The sequence below is a fragment of the Acidovorax sp. genome (assembly GCF_034519795.1).
Lineage (GTDB): Bacteria > Pseudomonadota > Gammaproteobacteria > Burkholderiales > Burkholderiaceae_C > Acidovorax.
The window spans coordinates 66,404-86,786 of sequence record NZ_JAXHOB010000031.1 but is presented as its reverse complement, the minus strand read 5'-3'; the positions used below and the strand labels follow the sequence as shown (position 1 = coordinate 86,786).

Annotated in this window: 18 protein-coding genes; 6 read left to right on the top strand and 12 right to left on the bottom strand. The window is 66.8% G+C overall.

Features of this window, described 5'->3' with window-relative positions; translation table 11 throughout:
- Nucleotides 1-43: 43 nt before the first annotated feature.
- Nucleotides 44-1,519 carry an IMP dehydrogenase gene (gene guaB, locus U5N23_RS30615; RefSeq protein ID WP_322596445.1) on the bottom strand — a complete coding sequence of 492 codons (1,476 nt, stop codon included), beginning with the start codon at nt 1,517-1,519 and terminating at the stop codon, nt 44-46.
- A gap of 128 nt (nt 1,520-1,647) precedes the next feature.
- Here guaB and U5N23_RS30610 point away from each other — a divergent pair, with 128 nt between their 5' ends.
- Nucleotides 1,648-2,193, top strand: a complete 546-nt coding sequence (locus tag U5N23_RS30610; RefSeq protein ID WP_322596444.1) for a DUF4124 domain-containing protein — start codon at nt 1,648-1,650, stop codon at nt 2,191-2,193.
- A 60-nt stretch (nt 2,194-2,253) separates the two neighbouring features.
- Here U5N23_RS30610 and U5N23_RS30605 read toward each other — a convergent pair whose 3' ends face one another.
- Entirely contained in the window at nt 2,254-2,610 is a 357-nt protein-coding gene (locus U5N23_RS30605; RefSeq protein ID WP_322596443.1) for an RnfH family protein, read from the bottom strand.
- Nucleotides 2,603-3,043, bottom strand: a complete 441-nt coding sequence (locus tag U5N23_RS30600; RefSeq protein ID WP_322596442.1) for a type II toxin-antitoxin system RatA family toxin — start codon at nt 3,041-3,043, stop codon at nt 2,603-2,605. The genes U5N23_RS30605 and U5N23_RS30600 overlap by 8 nt, the downstream gene beginning before the upstream one ends.
- Before the next feature lie 150 nt (nt 3,044-3,193).
- On the opposite strand from U5N23_RS30600, the gene smpB reads away from it, so the two are divergent.
- From smpB to U5N23_RS30575, 5 genes are all read left to right on the top strand, one after another.
- Nucleotides 3,194-3,667: an SsrA-binding protein SmpB gene (smpB, locus tag U5N23_RS30595; RefSeq protein WP_322596441.1), complete on the top strand. Its 474-nt coding sequence runs from the start codon at nt 3,194-3,196 to the stop codon at nt 3,665-3,667.
- Between the two features lie 234 nt (nt 3,668-3,901).
- Nucleotides 3,902-4,267, top strand: a complete 366-nt coding sequence (locus U5N23_RS30590) for a hypothetical protein (protein ID WP_322596440.1) — start codon at nt 3,902-3,904, stop codon at nt 4,265-4,267.
- A 20-nt stretch (nt 4,268-4,287) separates the two neighbouring features.
- A complete protein-coding gene (locus U5N23_RS30585) occupies nt 4,288-4,860 on the top strand; it encodes an RNA polymerase sigma factor (RefSeq protein WP_322596439.1) in 573 nt (190 codons plus the stop codon).
- Between the two features lie 23 nt (nt 4,861-4,883).
- A complete protein-coding gene (locus U5N23_RS30580) occupies nt 4,884-5,753 on the top strand; it encodes an anti-sigma factor (RefSeq protein WP_322596438.1) in 870 nt (289 codons plus the stop codon).
- Between the two features lie 123 nt (nt 5,754-5,876).
- Complete coding sequence (locus U5N23_RS30575) at nt 5,877-6,077, top strand: hypothetical protein (protein ID WP_322596437.1); 201 nt, start codon at nt 5,877-5,879, stop codon at nt 6,075-6,077.
- Nucleotides 6,078-6,116: 39 nt separating this feature from the next.
- On the opposite strand, the gene U5N23_RS30570 is transcribed toward U5N23_RS30575, so the two are convergent.
- The 9 genes from U5N23_RS30570 to U5N23_RS30530 all read right to left on the bottom strand — a co-directional run bounded on the left by U5N23_RS30570 (nt 6,117) and on the right by U5N23_RS30530 (nt 20,332).
- Nucleotides 6,117-7,247 carry an enoyl-CoA hydratase/isomerase family protein gene (locus U5N23_RS30570; protein ID WP_322596436.1) on the bottom strand — a complete coding sequence of 377 codons (1,131 nt, stop codon included), beginning with the start codon at nt 7,245-7,247 and terminating at the stop codon, nt 6,117-6,119.
- Complete coding sequence (locus U5N23_RS30565) at nt 7,244-8,116, bottom strand: DMT family transporter (RefSeq protein WP_322596622.1); 873 nt, start codon at nt 8,114-8,116, stop codon at nt 7,244-7,246. The genes U5N23_RS30570 and U5N23_RS30565 overlap by 4 nt, the downstream gene beginning before the upstream one ends.
- A 113-nt stretch (nt 8,117-8,229) precedes the next feature.
- A complete protein-coding gene (gene typA, locus U5N23_RS30560; protein WP_322596435.1) occupies nt 8,230-10,053 on the bottom strand; it encodes a translational GTPase TypA in 1,824 nt (607 codons plus the stop codon).
- Complete coding sequence (gene truB / locus U5N23_RS30555; RefSeq protein ID WP_322596434.1) at nt 10,050-11,042, bottom strand: tRNA pseudouridine(55) synthase TruB; 993 nt, start codon at nt 11,040-11,042, stop codon at nt 10,050-10,052. The genes typA and truB overlap by 4 nt, the downstream gene beginning before the upstream one ends.
- Nucleotides 11,043-11,045: 3 nt before the next feature.
- Nucleotides 11,046-11,420, bottom strand: coding sequence for a 30S ribosome-binding factor RbfA (rbfA, locus tag U5N23_RS30550; protein ID WP_007851039.1), 375 nt, complete (start codon nt 11,418-11,420; stop codon nt 11,046-11,048).
- A gap of 3 nt (nt 11,421-11,423) precedes the next feature.
- Entirely contained in the window at nt 11,424-14,294 is a 2,871-nt protein-coding gene (gene infB, locus U5N23_RS30545; RefSeq protein ID WP_322596433.1) for a translation initiation factor IF-2, read from the bottom strand.
- A gap of 24 nt (nt 14,295-14,318) precedes the next feature.
- Nucleotides 14,319-15,806, bottom strand: coding sequence for a transcription termination factor NusA (nusA, locus tag U5N23_RS30540; protein ID WP_007857628.1), 1,488 nt, complete (start codon nt 15,804-15,806; stop codon nt 14,319-14,321).
- An 88-nt stretch (nt 15,807-15,894) separates the two neighbouring features.
- Complete coding sequence (rimP, locus tag U5N23_RS30535) at nt 15,895-16,488, bottom strand: ribosome maturation factor RimP (RefSeq protein WP_322596432.1); 594 nt, start codon at nt 16,486-16,488, stop codon at nt 15,895-15,897.
- A 265-nt stretch (nt 16,489-16,753) separates the two neighbouring features.
- Complete coding sequence (locus U5N23_RS30530; RefSeq protein ID WP_322596431.1) at nt 16,754-20,332, bottom strand: DEAD/DEAH box helicase; 3,579 nt, start codon at nt 20,330-20,332, stop codon at nt 16,754-16,756.
- Nucleotides 20,333-20,383: the final 51 nt, after the last annotated feature.

Here is a 20,383-nt window from a genome sequence, read left to right as displayed (position 1 = left end):
CTGACCAGATATTTTCAATCAGGCCAGATTGCATCCACAACGATCAATCAGCGCGGTAGTTTGGCGCTTCCTTGGTGATCTGCACGTCGTGCACGTGGCTTTCGCGGATGCCGGCGGTGGTGATCTCGACGAACTCGGCCTTGTTGTTCATGTCGTCGATGGTGGCGCAACCGCAGTAGCCCATGGCGGCGCGCACGCCGCCGGCCATCTGGAAGACGATGGAGACCATGGAGCCCTTGTAGGGCACGCGGCCTTCGATGCCTTCGGGCACGAGCTTGTCGGCATTGGGGTTGCCGGTGGTCGACTCTTGAAAGTAGCGGTCGGCGCTGCCCTGCTGCATGGCGCCGATGCTGCCCATGCCGCGGTAGCTCTTGTAGCTGCGGCCCTGGTACAGGATGACTTCGCCGGGGGCTTCTTCGGTGCCCGCGAACATGCCGCCCATCATGATGGTGCTGGCGCCTGCGGCGAGGGCCTTGGCGATGTCGCCGCTGTAGCGCACGCCGCCGTCCGCAATCAGCGGCACGCCGGTGCCCCGCAGCGCCGTGGCCACGTTGTCGATGGCCATGATCTGGGGCACGCCCACACCGGCCACGATGCGCGTGGTGCAGATGGAGCCGGGGCCAATGCCGACCTTGACGGCGTCGGCACCGGCCTCGACCAGCGCCAGCGCCGCCGCGCCGGTGGCGATGTTGCCGCCGATGACGTCGACCTGCGGGTAGTTCTGCTTGACCCAGCGCACGCGCTCGATCACGCCCTTGCTGTGGCCGTGGGCGGTGTCGACCACGATGGCGTCGACACCGGCACGCACCAGCGCTTCGACGCGCTCTTCGGTGCCCTCGCCCACACCCACTGCCGCGCCCACGCGCAGGCGGCCGGCGCTGTCGCGCGCGGCGTTGGGGAAGCTGGTCTGCTTGGTGATGTCCTTGACGGTGATCACGCCCTTGAGCTCGAAGTCGTCGTTGACGACCAGGATGCGCTCGAGCTTGTGCTTGTTGAGCAGCGCCTTGGCCTGGGCGGGCGAGGTGCCCTCTTTCTCATTGACGGTGACCAGCTTTTCACGCGGGGTCATGATCTGGTGGACCTTGACGTCGTAACGCGTTTCAAAGCGCAGATCGCGCCCGGTGACGATGCCCACCACCTTGCCGCCGTCGCACACCGGAAAGCCGGAGATGCCCAGTTGCTCGGACAGCTGCAGCACCTGCAGCACGGTGTGCTCGGGGGTGATGACCACGGGGTCGCGCAGCACGCCGGATTCGTAGCGCTTGACCTTGGCCACCTGGGCGGCCTGCTCCTGCGGCGTGAGGTTCTTGTGCACGATGCCGATGCCGCCCTCCTGGGCAATGGCAATGGCCAAGCGCGCCTCGGTCACGGTGTCCATGGCGGCGGACACGAGGGGCAGGTTCAGCTGGATGTTACGGGAGAGTTTCGTCGCGAGGGACGTGTCCTTGGGCAGGACCTGGGAGTACGCTGGCACCAGCAACACATCGTCGAAGGTGAGCGCTTTTCCAAGAAGGCGCATGAGAAGGCTCCAAAAGACGGATTGTACCCGCGTGGCGAAGAACCTGTTGGGCGCCGTGCGGCGCTGCAGCATGCCCACCCCGCCGCGCGCACTGGCGGCAGACTTGTTGCACGGCTAAACTTGTCTGTATGAAATTGCACAAGATTGTTTTGCTGGCCGTCGCCTGTACCTGGGCGATGGGTGCTGCCGCCCAATGGCAGTGGATCGACAAGGATGGCCGCAAGGTCTTCAGCGACCGGCCACCACCGCAGGACATTCCGGAAAAGAACATGCTCAAGCAACCGGGCTTTGGGGGCCCGCGGGTGACCACGCCGGCTGCAGCGGCACCTGCTGCTGCCGCTGCGCCGGCGACGGCCGCGGCCTCTGGCGCGGCAGCGGCCCCTGCGGCCCCCGCCAGCGCCGCTGCCGCCAGCGGCAAGGACAAGGAACTGGAGAAGCGCAAGGCCGAAGCCGAAGCCGCCGAAGCCGCCAAGAAGAAGGCCGAAGACGACAAGGTCGCCAAGGCCAAGGCCGAGAACTGCACCCGCGCGCGCGAAGCCAAGGCGCTGATGGATTCGGGTACACCGCTGCGGCAGACCACGGCCCAGGGCGAGCGCGTGTTCCTCGACGAGGCCCAGCGCGCGGCCGAGACCAAGCGCATCAACGCGGTGATTGCCGCTGACTGCAAGCGGTGAGCCCGCCAAAAGCCCATTCGTGGCAAAAAAACGGCGCCTGGGGCGCCGTTTTTGTTTCAATTAGTATCCTGATTTGCCGCCGGGCCGCTGCCGGGCGAAAAGGCCGGTGGCACGGGCTCCCTGGCGCGCAAAGCGCTCGCGGCGTGCCACCTTGGGGTCGACCTTAAGGCCCCGGTACAGCTCCACCCGATCCTGGTCCGTGAGCACGGTGGTCTCGGGCAGAACACGGCCCCAGATGCCGCACACCATGCCCTCGCGCTGCGCGGCCATGGTCCCGGCGGCCTGCAGGGCGTCGGCAAGGGTGCTGCCGGGGGGCAGTTGCACGGTGCATTCGCTGACCTGGCGCGGCGCGGGCGAGACCACCACCGTGATCTGCAGTGCCGCTGGCGCGGCAGTTGCTGCGCCCTCATCAGCCATAGACCTGCTCCGCGCGCTTCACGAAGGCATCGACCATGCTGCCCGCGATGCGGTCGAACACGGGGCCCACCAGGGCAGCCAGGGCGGCGTTGTCGAAGCCGTAGTTCAGGCCCAGCTCGACCTTGCAGGCGCGCTGGCTGCCGTCGCCCACGGGGTGAAAGTGCCAGTCGCCGTCGAGCTGCGAGAACGGGCCCTTGACCAGGCGCATCTGCACGCGCCGCCCGGCCTCGTGCGTGTTGCGGGTGACGAAGGTCTTGTGGATGCCGCCAAAGGCAATGCCCACCTCGGCCGTCATGCCCTCGTCCGACTGCTCCAGCACCTTGGCGCTGTCGCACCAGGGCAGGAACTCGGGATACTTTGCAACCCCCGTGACCAGGGCGAACATTTCTTCGGGGCTGTACCAGATGAGGACGGACTTGTTGACGGTTTTCATGCAGAAGAAGGGCTTGGGCCCAGATCGCCGACCCCATGCAGTGGCTTGGGGCCGAAGAAGATCGAGGACACGCCCTAAAATGACAGGTGCGAGACACAAGCATTGTAGGGAGGCCTTTTATCTCCTCGTTTGCGCCTCAATTAATAACTCATGGCCAAGAAACCCGATCCAAGCACCCGCATTGCCGATAACAAGAAGGCGGCCTACAACTATTTCTTCGAAGAACGCCACGAGGCAGGCATGGTCCTGTACGGCTGGGAAGTGAAGGCGCTGCGCGAGGGCAAGGTGCAGCTGACCGATGGCTACGTGATCATCCGCGACGGCGAGCTCTTCTTGCTGGGTTGCCAGATCAACCCGCTCAAGACCGCTTCGACCCACGTCAACCCCGATGCCATCCGCACCAAGAAGCTGCTGCTCAAGAAGGATGACATCAAGCACCTGATCATCAAGGTGGAGCAAAAGGGCTACACGCTGGTGCCGCTGAACCTGCACTGGAAGAACGGCTACGTGAAGTGCGAGGTGGCCCTGGCCAAGGGCAAGGCCGAGCACGACAAGCGCGACACCATCAAGGACCGCGAAGGCAAGCGCGAGGTGGAACGCGCGATGAAAAGCAGAAATAGGTAACCCCCTGAGGCGCTGCGCGCCATCCCCCTACAGGGGGACGCCCCCAGTGCGGCGGGGCGGCCCTTGCACGGGGGCACTGGCTTGGGCAGCGCCGGTTTCCAGGGCAGTGCCCGGAGCACAACGCTCGATTTTTTTATGTGCGGTGGAATAAACCACTGCGCCCCGGTGTTTGTGGAGGTGCAAGGCGGCATGTGCCATTGCCTGCAAAACCCTCTTCTTCCACCTGGAGAAACCATGAAAAAGATTCTGTCCATCGCTGCATTCCTGGCCGTTGCCGGCTGCTCCTCCATGGCCGCCGACGGCCCCGTGAAAACCATGGACGGCGTGCTGGTGGGTGCCGGCGGCATGACGCTGTACACCTTCGACCGCGACACTGCGGGCAGCGGCAAGTCGGTGTGCAATGGCCCCTGCGCCACCAACTGGCCGCCGCTGATGGCCGCCAAGGCGCCGGGCGGCGACTACAGCGTGGTGACGCGCGACGATGGCAAGACCCAGCTGGCCTACAAGGGCAAGCCGCTGTACTACTGGGTGAAGGACACCAAGCCCGGCGACAAGACGGGCGATGGTGTGAACCAGGTGTGGCGCACGGCTCGCCCCTGATCGATCCCCCTCCCCTTGGCATGAACCGCACCCAGGTCGTCGAGCAGTTGCCCGCGCTGCGCCGCTATGCACGCGTGCTGACGGGCGATGCCTGGGCGGCCGACGACCTGGTGCAGGACACGCTGGAGCGGGCCTGCAGCAAGTGGCTGCTGTGGCGCACGGGCAGCGACCTGCGTGCCTGGCTGTTCACGCTGATGCACAACCTGTACCTCAACCAGTTGCGCACGCAGCCAGCGTTGCCGCACCTGGACCTGGACGAGCTGCACGAGACCCTGCAGGGCAGCGCCGGCATGGGCGACGATGCGCTGGACCTGGAGCGCTGCCTGCAGCGCCTGCCGCCCGAGCAGCGCGCCGTGCTGCTGCTGGTGACGCTGGAGGACATGGACTATGGCGATACGGCGCGCATCCTGGGCATCCCCGTGGGCACGGTGATGTCGCGCCTGTCGCGTGCGCGCAGCCGCCTGCGCCTGCTGATGGAGCGTGCGCCTGCCGCCTCGGCCAGCCCCACCACAGCGCCCCTGGCAGCCACCGAGAATCACCCGGACCAGGTGGCACCCACCGGCCAGCCAACCACCTTGCGCCGCCTCAAATGAAACCTGAGGCACGCCAGCCCGCCATGGACAAACACCCCCACCCTGCCCCCCCCGTCGACGACGAAGCCGCATGGCACGCGCTGGCGGACGGCCGCCTGTCGCCAGCCGATGCGGCGGAGCTGCGCCGCCGGCTCGAAGGCCAGGCGGGCGCCGAAGACACCCTGGCGCACTGGCAGCAGCAGCGCCAGCAACTGCGCGCCCTGCACCAGGGCATGCTGGACGAGCCCGTGCCCGAGGCCCTGCTGGCAGCCGCTCTGCGCACCTCGGCGCGCAAGGAACGGCAAGGCCAATGGTGGCGCTGGGGGGGCATGGCGGCGTCGGTGCTGCTGGCATTCGCACTGGGCTGGACCGGGCGCAGCCTGTGGCCCGCCACAGACCGCACCGACGGCCCGGCGCTGGCGCTGGCCGCCACGGGGCAGCGCTTTGCCCAGCAGGCCGCCGTGGCGCATGCCGTGTACCAGCCCGAGGTGCGCCACCCCGTGGAGGTGCCTGCCGCGCAGCAGGAGCACCTGGTGCAGTGGCTCTCCAAGCGGCTGGGCCGCCCGCTCAAGCTGCCTGTGCTGGCCGATGAAGGCTATGAGCTGGTGGGTGGCCGCCTGCTGCCCGGCGATGCGGGTGCGCGCGCGCAGTTCATGTACCAGAACGCCAGGGGCGAACGCATCACCCTGTACCTTGGCGCCATCGCGCGGACCGGCGCCCCGGCAGCCCCCGTTGCGGCCCAGCCCGGCGCGCCTGCGCAGCCCAGCGCGGCAGAGACCGCCTTCCAGTTCACCAGCGACGGGCCGGTGCCCGGCTTCTACTGGGTGGACCAGGGCTTTGGCTATGCCTTGAGCGGCCAGCTCTCGCGCCAGGAGTTGCTCACGCTGGCAGGGGCGGTGCACCGGCAGCTGTAGCCCCCCATCCGCAGATCGGCCGAACTGGCACGGCTTTGCCCGGCTTTTTCGGCGAGCGGCCGGCGCGGATCCCCATCAGACTGTTGCGCGCAGCAAGCAACACTACCGATGGATCGATTCGCCATGACGACAGCACACAGCACCCGCTCTCCGGCCTCCACGCTGGAGCGCGCCGCCAGCCCATCGGGCAGAGCCGAGGTGCGGGCGGTCGAAAACCAGGCGCCGCGCGCGCCTGCACACGCCGGGCTGACCAACGAGAAGCTCGAGTCGATGCTGCTGCGCCTGCATGCGCAGGGGCCCAAGGCCGCTGCAGCGGCGGCCTGACGGGAACCCGCTGACGAGGTCAGCGGGCCATCGCCTCACTCAAACCAGTGCTGCCAGTGGGTGCGAGTGCGCAGGCCAGGGGCTGGCGAAGAACGGTGCCACCATGTCGGGCGTGACGTCTTCGATGCGTGCGGGGTTCCATTGGGGCGCATGGTCCTTGTCCACGGCCAGGGCGCGAATGCCCTCCACCGTTTCGCTCTGGCCGGGGCGCAGGTAAAAGCAGTGGCGCACCATGTCGCGCTCCATGCGCAGGTCATCGGCCAGGCCCATGCCGCGCGCGCGGCGGATCTGCTCCAGAACCACATGCAGCATCAGCGGCGAGCGCTTGCGCAGCGTGGCGGCGGTGGCGCGCGCCCAATCGGTATCGGCGGCTTCGAGCGCGCGCACGATCTCGCCGACGGTGGGCAGTGAGAAATAGGCCTCGGCCTGCGCCAGGTCAGCCGGCACGGCTTGGCTCTTGGGCAGCAGGTGCGAGGCGACGAAGGCCTTGACGGCCTCGGCATCGGCAAACGGCTGCTTGCCCAGGGCCTCCCACACGGGGGCCTGCTGGTCCACGGGGATGCAGCCATCGGCCAGGTTGCAGGCCACGGCCGTATTGGCGCCGATGGTGTCGCCGGTGAGCGCAAGCCATTCGCCCGCGCTGCCGGGGCAGCGGGCCAGGAAGTAGCCGCCGCCCACGTCGGGGAACAGGCCGATGGCCGTTTCGGGCATGGCCATCTTCGTGCGCTCGGTCACCACGCGCAGCGCGGCGCCCTGGCTGATGCCCATGCCGCCGCCCATGACGATGCCGTCCATGAAGGCGATGTAGGGCTTGGCGTAGTTGTGGATCAGGTGGTTGAGGGCGTATTCCTCGGTGAAGAAGTCCTCGAGCTGCGGGTTGCCTTGGCTGCCGGCCTGGTGCAAAAAGCGGATGTCGCCACCGGCGCAGAAGGCGCCGAAGGGACCTTCCTTGTTGCTGCCGCGGATGGCCACGGCGAGCACTGCATCATCGTGCTGCCAGGCCAGCAGAATGGCCATGAGGTCGCGCACCATGCCCAGCGACAGCGCATTGAGCGCGCGCGGGCGGTTCAGCGTGATGAAGCCCACCTGGCCGCGCACTTCGCTCAGCACTTCGGCGGCTGCCGCTGTTGTAGTTGTCGTTGTTGTTGTCATGTTCGTTGTCTCCGTCATGCCTGGTCCTTCCAGGCCCATAGTTCGTTGAAAACCAGCGCGCCGATCACCAGCGCGCCACCGGTCAGCACGGCAGCGGAGGGCTCTTCGCCCGCCCCCAGCCATGCCAGCAAAATACCAAAGACCACTTCGAGCAGGCTCAGCAGCGCGATCTCGGGCGCCTTGAGCACCTGGCCACAGCGCACGGCCAGCACGCAGGGGATGGCCAGCTGCACCACGCCCAGCAGGGCCAGCAGCCCAAGGTCATGCGCCGAGGCCTGGAACGGCAGCGCCAGGGGCAGCGTGGCCACCACCGAGAGTACCGCGCCCACCAGCACGGCCGGCACCAGGTCGACCCGGTGGCCGTGGCGCTGGGAATGCTGCACCACCGTCCAGTTCACCGCGCCCGCAATGGGCACGCACAGCGCGACCAGCGTGCCCACCAGGGGCAGCCCGGCCATCTGCGAGCCGTACATCCAGGCGATGCCCAGGCCCGCCACCCCGATGGCCGCCCAGGTGCGCGGCGCGATGTGGTGGCCGATGGAGATGCGGGCCAGCAATGCCGTGAGCAACGGCGCCACCGCCATGGTGACCAGCACGTTGGCCACCGGCATGAGCAGGATGGCGACCATGAAGGCCGTGAACATCACGGCCCAGCACAGGCCGGCGATCCACAGCGCCACGCCGCCCTTGCGCATGGATGCGAACACCGCACGCCCCTGCAGCAGCGGCAGTATCACCAGCAGCGCCGCCAGCGTGAACAGGCTGCGCCAAAAGGTGACCTCGAAGCTGCGCGCGGCCTCCAGGTGGCGCGTGACGACGCCGGCGATGGACCACATCAGGGTCACCACCACCATCAGGGCCACGGCACGGGAATGCGTGAGCTTCATCGAGGGCATCGGAGATACGCGGCTTCAAGACGGCAAAAAGGGCCACAGCGCTGCAGCTGTGGCCCTCCGCAGGCAGGGGGAACCGCCAGGGTCCCTCTCAGCCTCTCAGCCTCTCAGGAGCGGCCTGCGCGCTTGCGCTCGTTTTCGGTCAGGTAGCGCTTGCGGATGCGGATGGACTTGGGCGTGATCTCGACCAGCTCGTCGTCCTCGATGAATTCCACGGCGTATTCGAGCGTGGCATCGATGGGCGGGGTGATCTTGATCGCGTCTTCCTTGCCGGACACGCGGAAGTTGGTCAGCTGCTTGGTGCGCGTGGCGTTCACGACCAGGTCGTTGTCGCGGCTGTGGATGCCGACGATCATGCCTTCGTACACGGGGTCGTTGGCCTTGACGAACATGCGGCCACGGTCGTCGAGCTTGCCCAGGGCGTAGGTGAAGATTTCACCGTCGTCCATGGAGATCAGCACGCCATTCTTGCGGCCGCCGATGTCGCCCTTGTGCGGCTCGTAGCTGTCGAAGATGTTGCTGATCAGGCCCGAGCCACGCGTCAGGTTCAGGAATTCGTTGGTGAAGCCGATCAGGCCGCGCGCAGGGATGCGATACTCCAGGCGCACACGGCCACGGCCGTCCGGCTCCATGTTCACCAGCTCGCCCTTGCGCTCGCCCAGGGCCTGCATCACGCCGCCCTGGTGGCCTTCTTCGATGTCGGCCGTCACCAGCTCGATGGGCTCGTGCTTTTCGCCGTTCACATCCTTGAACACGACGCGGGGCTTGGACACGGCCAGCTCATAGCCTTCGCGGCGCATGTTTTCCAGCAGGATGGTCAGGTGCAGTTCACCGCGACCCATGACTTCGAAGATGCCTTCTTCGTCGGTTTCCTTCACGCGCAGGGCCACGTTGTGCTGCAGTTCCTTTTGCAGGCGGTCCCAGATCTGGCGGCTGGTCACGAACTTGCCTTCGCGGCCGGCCAGGGGGCTGGTGTTCACGCAGAAGTTCATGGTCAGCGTGGGCTCGTCCACCTTGAGCATGGGCAGCGGCGAGGGGTTGGCGGGGTCGGTCACGGTCACGCCGATGCCGATGTCCTCGATGCCGTTGATCAGCACGATGTCGCCGGGGCCGGCCAGGGGGGTCTGCATGCGATCGAGGCCCTGGAAGGTCAGCACCTGGTTGACGCGGCCCTTGACGGCCTTGCCATCGGGGCCTTCCATGACGACCACGTCCATCATGGGCTTGAGGGTGCCCTGGCTGATGCGGCCCACGCCGATGCGTCCCACGAAGCTGGAGAAGTCCAGCGCCGAGATCTGCAGCTGCAGCGGAGCGGTCGGGTCACCCGAGTTCGGGGGAACGTGCTTCAAGATGGTGTTGAACAGGGCCGACATGTCGGGGCCCCACTGCTCGCCGGGAGCGCCTTCTTCGAGCGACGACCAGCCGTTGATGCCCGAGGCGTACACCACGGGGAAGTCGAGCTGTTCGTCGGTGGCACCGAGCTTGTCGAACAGGTCGAAGGCGGCGTTCACCACCTTGTCGGGGTTGGCACCGGGCTTGTCCACCTTGTTCACCACCAGGATCGGGCGCAGGCCCAGGGCCAGGGCCTTCTTGGTCACGAAACGCGTCTGGGGCATGGGGCCCTCTTGCGCGTCGATCAGCAACACCACGCTGTCCACCATGGACAGGGCACGCTCCACTTCACCGCCGAAGTCCGCGTGACCGGGGGTGTCCACGATGTTGATGTGGGTGCCTTCCCAGCTCACGGCGCAGTTCTTGGCCAGGATCGTGATGCCACGCTCTTTTTCAATCGCGTTGTTGTCCATCACGGTGTCGACGACCTTTTCGTGGTCGGCGAAGGTGCCGGACTGGCGCAGCAATTGGTCCACCATGGTGGTCTTGCCATGGTCAACGTGGGCGATGATGGCGATGTTGCGGATCTGTTTAGTCATAGTTTTTCCAATGTGCCGCTGGCTTGCAGGTGCGGCGTACCTTCCAAAATTTGTTGAATTTCCAGCGGACTCAGGAGCCTGTCGGGCACCAGCTCCCCGCCCACGATGTGGCCCACCCCCAGCAGTGCCGGGGGATTGTCGCCAAACACCGCCACGGCCCCGGCGTCGGGCCAGGCGCCTCGGCGGCGCACGCCCGACAGGAATCGAGCGGCATTCTCGCTGTCCAGCGTGACACGCACATGTTGGGCCAGCAGGGACTCGGGCGGCTCCAGCTGTGCAAGCCGCACGCCCTCTTCCATGGCTTCGAGCTGCGCCAGCGTGACGCAGCGCTCCACCCCGATACCCCCGGTATCGATGCGGCGCAGAAAAGTCAGGTGCGCACCGAAGCCCAGTGCCGCGCCCACGTCCTCACCCAGCGTGCGGATGTAGGTGCCCTTGCTGCACTGCACCACCATTTTAAGGGCGATGGCGTCTGGATTGTCCGCCAGCAGCGTGAGGGAAAGCGAATGGATCACCACGTCGCGTGCGGGCCGGTCCACCTCGATGCCGGCGCGCGCGTACTCGTACAGGGCCTTGCCGTCCTTCTTGAGGGCGCTGTGCATGGGCGGCACCTGCTGGATGGGGCCGGTGAACTGTGCCTGCACGGCGGCCAGGCGTTCGGGCGTGAGCTCGGCCAGCACCACGGGGCGGCGTTCGAGCACGTCGCCTTCGGCATCGCCGGTGGTGGTGGTGGTGCCCAGCAGGGCCACGGCTTCGTAGGTCTTGGGGGCGTCGAGCTGCAGCTGGCTGAATTTGGTGGCCGCGCCGAAGCACAGCGGCAGCACGCCGGTGGCCAGCGGGTCGAGCGTGCCGGTGTGGCCCGCTTTTTCAGCGCGCAGCAGCCATTTGGCCTTCTGCAAGGCGTCGTTGCTCGACAGGCCGAGCGGTTTGTCCAACAGCAACACCCCATGCACAGGGCGCCGCTGCACCCTGGTGCGAGGCGCGTGCATGGGCTACTCCTCTTTCGCGCGCGAAGAAACGGCCTTGGCGATCAAGGCGTTCATGTCGGCCGCACGCTCGGAGGTGCGGTCGTACACGAAGTGCAGCGTGGGCACGGTGTGGATGTGCAGGCGCTTGAACAGGCCATTGCGCAGGAACCCGGCCGCCTGGTTGAGCGCCGCCTGTGTTTCCACAGGGTCGCCCACCAGCAGGCTGAAGAACACCTTGGCGTGTGCGTAGTCGGGAGTCACCTCCACACCCTGCAGCGTCACCATGCCCACGCGCGGGTCTTTCAACTCGCGCGCGATCAGTTCCGTCAGATCGCGCTGGATCTGATCGGCGACCTTGAAGGCGCGGTTCGGGGTGGAGGACTTCTTCTTCGCAGCCATCGGTTACAGCGTCCGCGCGATTTCCTTGATATCAAAGAACTCGAGTTGATCGCCTTCCTTGATGTCGTTGTAGTTCTTGAGCTTGATACCGCACTCGAAGCCTTCCTTGACTTCCTTGACGTCGTCCTTGAGGCGCTTGACCGAGTCGACTTCGCCCGTGTAGACCACCACGTTGTCGCGCAGCAGGCGGAAGCGTGCGTTGCGATGGACCATGCCCGAGGTGATGTACGAACCGGCAATGGTGCCGATCTTGGTCGCCACGAACACCGTGCGGATCTCGGCCGTACCGATGATCTCTTCGCGCTGCTCGGGAGCCAGCATGCCCGACATGGCCACGCGCAACTCGTCCACAGCGTCATAGATGATGCTGTAGTAGTGCAGGTCGACGCCATTGCTCTCGGCCAGCTTGCGCGCACCGGCATCGGCACGCACGTTGAAGCCGATCACGATGGCCTTGGAGGCGATCGCCAGGTTGATGTCCGACTCGCTGATGGCGCCCACTGCGGCGTACACCAGCTGCACCTTGACCTCGTCGGTCGAGAGCTTGAGCAGCGACTGCGACAGCGCTTCCTGCGAACCCTGCACGTCGGACTTGACGATGATGGGCAGCATCTTCACTTCGCCTGCCGTCATGTCGGCAAACATGTTCTCGAGCTTCGCAGCCTGCTGCTTGGCCAGCTTGGTGTTGCGGAACTTGCCGGCGCGGTAGGTGGCGATTTCGCGGGCACGGCGTTCGTCCGTGAGCACCATGAATTCGTCGCCGGCCTGCGGCACTTCGGTCAGACCCTGGATTTCGACCGGGATCGACGGACCTGCCGTCTTGGCGGTCTTGCCGTTTTCGTCCAGCATGGCGCGCACGCGGCCATAGGTCTGGCCTGCCAGCACCACATCGCCGACCTTGAGCGTACCGGACTGCACCAGCACGGTGGCCACAGGGCCGCGGCCCTTGTCCAGCTGGGCTTCGATCACGAGGCCCTTGGCCAGCGCATCGACAGGTGCCTTGAGTTCCAGCACTTCGGCCTGCAGCAGCACTTGCTCGAGCAGATCGTCGATGCCCTGGCCGGTCTTGGCCGACACCGAGACGAAGGGCGACTCGCCACCGTACTCTTCGGGCACGACGGATTCGACCACCAGCTCCTGCTTGACGCGGTCGGCGTTGGCATCGGGCTTGTCGATTTTGTTGACCGCCACCACGATGGGAACCCCTGCCGCCTTGGCGTGCTTGATGGCTTCCTTGGTCTGGGGCATGACGCCGTCATCGGCCGCCACCACCAGGATCACGATGTCGGTGGCCTGTGCACCACGGGCACGCATGGCGGTGAACGCCTCGTGGCCAGGGGTGTCCAGGAACGAGATCATGCCGCGTGGCGTTTCCACGTGGTAGGCACCGATGTGCTGCGTGATGCCGCCGGCTTCGCCCGAGGCGACCTTGGCACGGCGGATGTAGTCGAGCAGCGAGGTCTTGCCATGGTCCACGTGGCCCATGACGGTGACCACGGGTGCGCGTGGCAGCAGTTCGACGTCCTTCTGGCCCGAATCTTCGTCGGTGAAGGCTTCCGGGTCGTCCAGAGCCGCCACGACCGCCTTGTGGCCCATTTCTTCCACCATGATCATGGCGGTGTCCTGGTCCAGCGGCTGGTTGATGGTGACCATCTGGCCCATCTTCATCAGGGCCTTGATGACTTCGTTGGCCTTGATCGACATCTTGTGCGCGAGCTCTGCCACCGTGATGGTTTCGGGCACGTGCACTTCGATGATGCGCGCCTCCACCGGAGCGGATTGCTGGTGGTGGTCGTCACGGTGGTCGCGGTCGTTGCCACGGCGGCCACGCGGGCCTCCGCGCCAGTTGTTGCGGCCGACACCGCCGCTGCTGTCGCCGCGGGTCTTGATTTCCTTCTTCTTGGCCGTGTCGCCTGCCCAGCTGGAGGACAGCTTGGCCGACTTCACTTCCTTGCCGGCGGTGCCGGGCGCTGCCGCCGTGGCGGGTGCGCCGGGGCGGGCCGGGCCGGTGCCCGTGCCCACTGCGGGCTTGTGCAGCGTGCCCTTCTTGGCGTCGCCAGCCAGCGCGGGCTTGGCCACGGGCTTGGGTTCTTCGGGCTTCTTGGCCACCATGACCGCCTTCTTGGGCGTGGCCATCATGGAGCGGATCGCGGCGGCCTCGGCTTCGGCCTTGCGGCGGCGCGCGTCGAGGTCGGCGGCACGGGCCACTTCCTCGTCGGAGCGGGCCTTGGACTCGGCCGCAGCCTTTTCGCGGGCTTCGGTCTGGGCGGCGGTGCGCGCAGCGGCTTCGGCCGCCTGCTCACGCGTGGCTTCCTGCTTGACGGCAGAGGCCTGGGCCTTCTTCTCGGCTTCCTGGGCGGCGTAGGCGGCAGCGCGCTCTTCGGCTTCGCGCTCGCGCTGTTCGCGCGCTTCGCGCTCGGCACGCTTCTCGGCGAGCTCGGTTTCCTGGCGGCGGATCAGCTCGGCCTGGCGGCGCGCCTCTTCCTCGCGGCGCGACAGTTCGAGGTCTTCACTCGACTGCGCAGCTTCTTCCACCACGGATTCTTCGGACTCGGCAGAGCCTTCGACGCCGTCATCGCGCTTGATGAAGGTGCGCTTCTTGCGCACTTCCACCTGGATCGTGCGCGCCTTGCCCGTGGCATCGGCCTGCTTGATCTCACTGGTGGATTTCTTCGTCAGCGTGATCTTCTTGCGATCGACGGACGCGGTGCCATGGCTGTTTTGCAGGTACACGAGCAGTTTTTGCTTGTCGGACTCGGTCAATGCGTCCGATGGGGCGGCCTTGCCCACGCCGGCAGCCTTGAGCTGGTCGAGCAGGGTTTCAGGTGATTTCTTGAGTTCGCTTGCGAACTCGGCGACAGTGTTACTGGACATATGTGGTTCGTGCCTCCCTGACCCTTACTCTTGCTGCCCCGCGAACCAATGTTCGCGTGCCTTCATGATCAAGGCCTTGGCTTCGTCTGCGGACTGTCCGGTCAGGTCGGTCAGCTCATCAATGGCCAGGTCGGCCAGGTCGTCACGGGTGTGCACACCGCCTTCGGCCAATTTTGCAATCAGCTCAGGGGTGAGGCCTTCGAGGTCGCGCAGGTCCTGGGAGACCTCTTCCACGCTTTCCTCACGGGCGATTTCCATGGTGAGCAGCGCATCCTTGGCACGGGCACGCAGCTCATTGACGGTGTCTTCGTCGAAGCTTTCGATTTCCAGCATTTCCTGCAGCGGCACATAGGCCACTTCTTCCAGGCTGGCGAAACCTTCGGAGATCAGGATGTCGGCGATTTCCTCGTCCACATCGAGCTTTTCCATGAACAGCTTGCGGGCCGTGTCGGACTCGTTGGCCTGCTTTTGCGCCGATTCGGCGGCGTCCATGATGTTGATCTTCCAGCCGGTCAGGTCGGACGCCAGGCGCACGTTCTGACCGCCGCGGCCGATGGCGATGGCAAGGTTCTCCTCGTCCACCACCACGTCCATGGCGTGCTTTTCCTCGTCCACCACGATGGACGAGACGTTGGCCGGGGCCAGCGCACCGATCACGAACTGGGCCGGGTCTTCGGACCACAGCACGATGTCCACGCGCTCGCCGGCGAGCTCGTTGGTCACCGCATTCACGCGGGTGCCGCGCACGCCGACGCAGGTGCCGATGGGGTCCACGCGCTTGTCGTGGCTGAGCACGGCGATCTTGGCACGCGAGCCGGAGTCACGGGCGCAGCTCTTGATCTCCAGAAGGCCCTGCTCGATCTCGGGCACTTCCTGGCGGAACAGCTCGATCATGAACTCGGGCGCCGAGCGCGACAGGATGATGGGCGCGCCGCGCAGCGTCAGGTCCACTTCCATGATCATGGCGCGCACGCGGTCGCCGCTGCGCAGGTTTTCCTTGGAGATCATCTCGCTGCGGCGCAGGCGGCCTTCCACGCGGCCGGACTCGACGATGATGTCGCCCTTGTCCATGCGCTTGACGGTGCCGGTGAAGATGCGCTCGCCGCGCGACATGAAGTCGTTGAGCAGCATTTCGCGTTCTGCGTCGCGGATCTTCTGCAGGATGACCTGCTTGGCCGCCATGGCGCCGATGCGGCCGATGGGCACGGACTCGACGCCCTCTTCGATGTACTCGCCGACTTCGATGTCGGGGATACGGTCCTTGGCATCCATCAGCAGTTCTTCGGCTTCGGGATTCTGCAGGCCCGCATCGTCGGGCACCACCAGCCAGCGGCGGAAAGTCTCATAGTTGCCGCTGTCGCGATCGACGGACACGCGAATGTCCACCTCGCCCTGGTACAGCTTCTTGGTAGCCTGGGCCAGGGCCGACTCCACGGCGCCCAGGACCACGTCCAGCTCCACGTTCTTTTCGCGCGAAATGGCCTCAACCAACATCAACAATTCGCGATTCATGCGACGACTCTCCTAGTTCAATCACCCGATAAGCAAAGGCTGCACGCGGCGGCCATCTGCCCAGTTCATTCAGCAGCCTGCTTGCAGCTCAGGCGGGCTCGGCCCCTGCCTTGTTGCTGCGCCCCTTGAAATCCACGATGGGCGCCAGGCGCACGTCCCGTGTTTCATCCAGGGTGAAGCCCAGCGCCTGCAACGGGGCGGGCACGCGCTTCTTGCTGATTCTTTGACCCGGCTTGACAGCGGGCTCGTCGCTCCAGACGATCTGCCAGCCCCCTGCCTCGGCCCGCTCCAGCGTGCCGCGAAATTTCTTGCGCGTGGCGTTGACCTGCCCCGCACCTGCTGCGCCGATGGGCGCCTTCAATGTGATGTCGATGACCGAACCTTCGAAACGCACGAAGTCCTGCTCGTGGCGCAAGGGCCGGTCGATTCCGGGAGAAGATACTTCCAGGCGCTTGTACTCGACGCCATCGACCTCCAGCGCAAACTGCAGCTGGCGGGTGACCTTCTCGCAATCTTCGACCGTGACGTACTGCTCCACAGCCGGTGCGGGCGCATCGGCGGCAGGCTGTACCCAGGGCAAGTCGATGGTGATGCGCAGCAAGCCACCGGCGGAGCGTTCGATCTCCACCAGGTCATACCCCAGGCCCATCACGATTTGTTCAACGACTTGCTGCAGTGCCACGTGTTCTATTCAATCCCGGAAAAACAAAAAAACCCGATAACCCCCAGAGGCTTCGAGCTCCAAAAGCAAACGACCAAAAAAAACGGGCGGTTGGTACCCGCCCGCTTGGTCGTGAGAGACGTATTGTAGCCCGTAAAGCGACGCTTTGCCAAGCTGCGGGCCCGCGAGCACGCCGCAAACCCCCTGCATGTGCGACAGAACAACGCCCGGCGCGGGTTTGCGTGGAAAAACGCCTTGGCAGGCGCCCCGCCCTCCCGGCCATCCGCTACGACAGTGACAGCGGCTGCAGCAGTTCGGCGAGGTCGCCTTCGGTGAAAAGCGGCTGCTTGCGCCCGGCCGCACCCTGGTAGAGATTTTCGGCCAATTGCGCCTTTTTCTCCTGCAGCGCCAGGATGCGCTCTTCGATGGTGCCGCGCGCCACCAGCTTGACCACCCACACGCTCTGCGTCTGCCCGATGCGGTGGGCGCGGTCGGTGGCCTGGGCTTCGACGGCGGGGTTCCACCAGGGGTCGTAATGGATCACGGTGTCGGCCTGGGGCAGGTTCAGCCCCACACCGCCGGCCTTCAGACTGATGAGGAACAGCGGCACCTCGCCACTGGTGAAGCGGTCGATGATGGCGTCGCGCTTTTGGCTCTGCCCCGTGAGCTTGACCCAGGGCAGGCCGTGTTTGGCCAGCTCCACCTCGATCAGCGACAGCATGCTCGTGAACTGCGAGAACAGCAGGATGCGCCGACCCTCGGCCAGCATCTCGGGCAGCATTTCCATCAGCTGCGCCAGCTTGGCCGAGCTGTGCACCTTGCGCGCCGCCTCCAGCGGCACGAGTTGCGGGTCGCAGCACACCTGGCGCAGCTTGAGCAAGGCGTCGAGGATGGTGATCTGCGAGCGCGCCAGGCCCTTGGCCTGCAGCGCCTCGCGCACTGTCTTTTCCATGCCCAGGCGGATGGTCTCGTACAGGTCGGCCTGGCCGCCCGAGAGATCCACCGGCATCACGGTCTCGATCTTGGGCGGCAGCTCATGCGCCACCACCGACTTGGCCCGGCGCAGCATGAAGGGGGTGATGCGCGCACGCAATTGCGCCAGCCGCTCGGTACTGCCCTGGCGTTCGATGGGGTTGCGAAACAGGTCGCGAAAGCGCTGCTGGCTCCCCAGAAAACCCGGCATCAGGAAGTGGAACAGGCTCCAGATCTCGCCCAGGTGGTTCTCCATGGGCGTGCCCGACAGGCACAGCCGGTGGTTGGCCTGCAGTTGGGCCACCACCTGCGCGGCGTTGGTGGTGGCGTTCTTGATGTTCTGCGCCTCGTCGAGCACCACCATGTGCCAGCGCGCCTCCAGCCAGCGCTCGCGGTCGCGCTGCAGCAGCGAATAGGGGGCGATCACCAGGTCGTGCTCGGCCATGGATTCGGCCAGGGCGTGGCGCTCCTTGCCGTGCAGCACCACGCTGCGCAGGCCCGGGGTGAAGCGCGCGGCCTCGCGCTCCCAGTTGCCCATCAGGCTCACGGGGGCCACGATGAGTGCGGGCAGCACCAGGCGGCCGGCGTCCTTCTCGACCTGGATGTGCGCCAGCGTCTGCAAGGTCTTGCCCAGGCCCATGTCGTCGGCCAGCACGCCGGCCAGGCCGTTGGCACGCAGGAACTGCAGCCAGTTGAGCCCCTGCTGCTGGTACGGCCGCAGCTGCGCCTGCACACCGGCAGGTACCGGCACCTCGGGCAGTTGGCCCTGGCCTTGCAGTTGCTGCACCAGGGCGTGCAGGCTGGCCGCGCCTTCCCACGCCACGCCATCGCCGAGCGAGGCGCTGGTGCGCAGCGCCTCCAGGCGCGACAGGCGCAGGCTCTCGCCCGAAAAATCGTGTGCGCGGTCGCCCGCCAGATCGAGCAGCGCCGCCAGCCAGGGCTTCAGGGTGTCGGTGGGCAGGCGCACGAAGCCATGGCCGCTGGGCGCCGGAAGGTACAGAAACGGAGGCAGCGCCAGCCCCTTGGCGCCGCCACCGGGCTCGGCAGGGTCGGGCGCTGCCGACGCGGCCGCCGCGATCAGGTCGGGCAGCCAGGGCAGGATGTTGTGGCGCTGGCCATCGATCTCGATGCCCAGCGACAGCTCGAACCAGGGGGATGGACTGGACTCGCCGCCATCGCTGCGTGCGCCAGCACCACCACCCGGCCCTGCGCCGTCCGCATCGTCATCCAGCCCGAACGCATCGCCCCCGCCATCGTCCCCCTGCCCCTGCGGACCCAGGTGCACATGGATGGTCTGGGCGTGCGTGATCCAGCCGTCCAACTCGGGCGCCACGGTGAGCGCAAAGCCGGCGTCGCGTAGCGCGGCAAAGCCGTCGTCGGCCCAGCGCATCCAGGCACCCTGCGGCCGCTCGCCCGGGATGCCGAACAAACCCTCGTCCACGCCCAGCAGGCCCAGGTCCATGAGGCGCGAGACGGCGTCGATCTCGGCACGGCCATCGCGCTGGAGCAGCACCTTGCCGCCGCCACCGTCCAGGCCGTCCACCAGCACCGACAGGGGCTGCCCCACCCACCAGCCGACATGGCCCTCGTAGTCGAAGCGCAGTTGCGCCGTGATGAACCCCATGTAGGCCACCCCGGCCGCCGGCGTGGGCGCCAGGTGCAGGCGCGCCACCGGGGCCACGCCATCGAGCCGGGTCAGCCCCTGCAGCACGGGCGGCAGCGGCAAGGAGCCCAGGCGGCGGGCGACCTCGGCCTGGTATTTCTGCAGTGCGGCGGCACTGAGCGGGGGTGCATGCAGCAGCACCTCCAGCTGCGCGGTCTCCATGCCCGGCGCGTGCGCCGGGCCGCACAGGCCAGCGGCGGCATCCAGGTACATCGGCGGGCTGTTGTGGCACAGCGTGGCGCCTGCCTCGGGCAGGCGGGCCTGCAGCGCCCAGCCGCTGTCCCGCGCCAGCGCGCCCGCCGCGCCGCCGGAGACGGCCTGCCAGGTCCATTCGATGGGGAGCGGGCCGCCCCAGCGCAGGGGCTCGCCCACGGTGGAGCCGCCCGCATCGGCAAACAGGCGCCCGGTGCTGGCGGCCTGCTGCAGGGCCAGCAGGCCGATCTGCCCTTCGAGCACCGCGCAGGGGGCGCCGCTGTAGGCCGAGTAATAGTTCTGGTGGCGCGGCAGGGCCCGCAGCAGCTGCAGCACCTGGCGATCGGTGTCGCTGGCCCGGTCGAACACCGCCTGGCCCTTGCCCGGCTGGGTGCGCACCAGCTTGGGCTTGGCCCAGCCGCCCGTGACCTTGGGGTAGGACACCACGGCCTCCAGCTGCAGCATGGGCGCCGCACGCGGCCCTCCCACTGCGGACACCAGGTACACATACTGCTCGGGGCGGTCCACCGCACCACCGGCACCCGCCGGCGCATCGGCATCGGCCACGCCCGCGGCCTTGTCCAGCGCCTGCAACCAGTTCATCAGGCGCGCCTCCGACTCCAGGCGGTGCACCTCGGCCATGCGCTGCTGCGCGTCGCTGCGGGCGGGCGCAGGGCGCTTCAGCCCGGCGGCGGGCACGGCCAGGCCCCGCTCCCGGTCGGATTCGCTCGGCCCCTGGCGCGCCGCCTGGTGCATGAGCGCCACGCCATGCTTGCACTGCAGCCCCACCGGGCAACTGCACTGGCTGCGCCAGTAGTCCACCGCGCCATCGGGCATGAGCGCCATCGAGACGGCCAGCCGGTAAGGCGCCAGCTGGGTGCCCTGCACATCGCCTTCAAGCAGCCAGTGGTCGCCCTGGGCGCTGATGGCCAGGCGCCGCACGGCACGCGCCTTGAACAGCGCCGTTCCCCGCGACCACACGCCGTCGTCGCACAGCGCACGCAGCGATTCAGGCTCGAACCAGAACTCCAGGGACATGGAAAAATTCAGTACGCAAACAGGGGGGCGGCAGGGGCTATCGGAGGGGGC